Here is a 2,364-nt window from a genome sequence, read left to right as displayed (position 1 = left end):
CTTCATGGGCTGGTGGCTCGCACTCGATTTGCGCAATCCCGTCAGCAGCGTTCGCCGCGATGCGGAAGCGAGCAGGGACGAAATCCTGAACAAGGCCCGCCAGTTGCTGGTCCGTGGTCGGAGCCCGGAAGAGGCGCTCGACTTCCTTGCGCATACACTGACAAACAAGCTGCTGCACGCGCCCAGTGCCAACTTGCGTGCAGCCGCGCTACGCGGCGACGCCGAGCTGCTCCAGGCAGCCGAAAAACTGTTCGACGCCCAGGCTAACGTCATTGGCCGGCCAGCAAGGGACAAGCAGGCATGATCTCGCAACCCGTCTGACAGCAACTCTGCCACGATCACAGCTTCACGTATCATGCGCGCCGCAGCGCACCGCCAGGATTCCAATGACTCCATCGATTCGTCGCAAGCTCGAACAGCTTGCGGAACGCCACCAGGAACTTGAGCACCTGCTTTCCAGCGCGGAAGTGCTGGGCGACGTCAAGCGACTGCGCGAAGTTTCCCGCGAGCATGCCCAACTCGGCCCGCTCAGCGAGGCACTGGCCGACTACGATGAGAACCAGGCTGCCCTCAAAGCCGCACGCGCCATGCTGGCCGACCCGGAGATGGCTGAACTGGCCGCCGAGGAAATCACGGCTCTGGAAGCTCGCGAAGCCGAGCTGGATGAACAGCTCAACCTGCTCCTGCTGCCAAGCGACCCCCGCGATGAAGGCAATCTCTTCCTCGAGATACGTGCCGGAACCGGCGGCGACGAGGCGGCCATCTTCGCGGGCGACCTGCTGCGCATGTATCTGCGCTTTGCCGAGCAACGCCGCTGGCAGATCGAGATCCTGACCGAGAGCGAGGGGGAACATGGCGGCTACAAGGAAGTGATTGCACGCATCGAAGGCAAGGGTGCCTATTCGAAACTGAAATTCGAATCGGGCACCCATCGAGTCCAGCGCGTCCCGGAGACCGAATCACAGGGTCGTATCCACACCTCGGCAGCCACCGTTGCGATCCTGCCCGAACTCGATGAGATCGATGATATCGACATCAACCCGGCCGATCTGAAGACCGACACATTCCGCGCATCCGGAGCCGGCGGGCAGCACGTCAACAAGACCGATTCGGCGATTCGTATCACTCATCTGCCGAGCGGCATCATTGTCGAGTGCCAGGACGAACGCTCGCAGCACAAGAATCGCGCACGCGCCTTGTCCCTGTTGAAAGCCAAGCTGCTCGACGAACAACGCAGCAAGCAGAATGCAGCCCAGGCGGAATCACGTCGCCTGCAAGTCGGCTCGGGTGATCGCAGCCAGCGCATTCGTACCTACAATTTCCCGCAGGGCCGGGTCACCGACCATCGCGTCAATCTGACCCTGTACCGGTTGCCCGAAATCATGCAGGGCGATCTCGGAGAACTGATCGAAACGCTGACACGCGAAGATCAGATCGATCAGTTGCAGCAGTTGGCTGGGCAGCACTGATGCGGAACGACCGGACTACCGCTACTGAAAGCCGGGATTCCGGATTCGGCACTCGATGCCCTTCGGACGTCGCATCAATGAAGAACAGGGGCAGGCTAGAGCGTCTTGCCAATGACATCTGATTTCAGGGTAACGCTTGAGTCGAGCACGATACTATCCCTTCCAGGGACTGCCTTGTTCCCATAAGGAGAATTCCACTCGCACCCGGCAGCAGATCTGTCACTGGTGTCGAATTCATAGCAAATCGGCACCAAGGCCCGGGCGCGCAGACCTTTGCCGTCGATATGTTCTGGATCAAATCTCCACGTCCGAACGGCCTCGATAGCATCAGAGACAAGGAGTCCCTTCTCGATCGGCGATTCGTCTGCAACTTCGATCTGTTCGGGAACCCCCGACTCGTCGTAGGTAATCAATAGCACGAGTAGGTTTTTCGCGCCCTTGTCTCTCTTCATTCCTTGAGCTTGCGCCCATGAAATTGCTGGCATCCTTCCGGTCGTTTCAATCGCTCCGCCAGTTTCCGCCCGATCCACGACTATCGAGAAACCGTCACCATCGGCATTTGGAGAAATGGTGAGCTGTACTATCAGTGTCGTATCAGTTGCTGCGTTCACGCCGTTCACGGAGCCGGGTTCGAATTCCCAGAGCCGGATTGCTGTCTCCAACTCGTTGCGCAATACATCCCTGACGCGCCCGGGCTTCAATTCCAGGGCCGCGATCTTTCCATCTGCCCTCAGGCTCATTTTCCATTCCGCGTAAATCGTCACGGAGTTCGCCTGGTTCTCGCCCATCGCGAAGCTGGAAAGCGATATCTGCGCCAAGAAAAAGATCAAGAACCTGATCATGTGAAAGTCATCTGTCTGGGTGGCGGCGGAGTGTCGGGTCTGCAAATGTCGAC

Annotated in this window: 2 protein-coding genes and 1 pseudogene; 2 read left to right on the top strand and 1 reads right to left on the bottom strand. The window is 59.0% G+C overall.

Annotation, left to right across the window (positions count from 1 at the left end):
• Nucleotides 1-304: pseudogene (locus WBP53_RS12320) on the top strand (glutamyl-tRNA reductase); the annotation flags it as partial.
• An 82-nt stretch (nucleotides 305-386) separates the two neighbouring features.
• The gene (prfA, locus tag WBP53_RS12315; protein ID WP_423929341.1) at nucleotides 387-1,469 is read left to right on the top strand and encodes a peptide chain release factor 1; all 1,083 of its coding nucleotides are present in this window, start codon (nucleotides 387-389) and stop codon (nucleotides 1,467-1,469) included.
• 95 nt (nucleotides 1,470-1,564) lie between these two features.
• On the opposite strand, the gene WBP53_RS12310 is transcribed toward prfA, so the two are convergent.
• Nucleotides 1,565-2,364: energy transducer TonB (locus WBP53_RS12310; protein ID WP_423929339.1), on the bottom strand; the 800-nt coding region annotated here is incomplete at its 5' end.

Origin of the sequence: Dokdonella sp. (genome assembly GCF_049593775.1) — a bacterium.
GTDB lineage: Bacteria > Pseudomonadota > Gammaproteobacteria > Xanthomonadales > Rhodanobacteraceae > Dokdonella.
The sequence above is the reverse complement of the archived record's forward strand: the minus strand, read 5'-3'. Positions and strand labels throughout refer to the sequence as shown.

What these genes read in the sequence shown, in the direction of transcription:
- prfA (WP_423929341.1), top strand. Translation starts at nt 387, where the DNA reads ATGACTCCATCGATTCGTCGCAAGCTCGAACAGCTTGCGGAACGCCAC.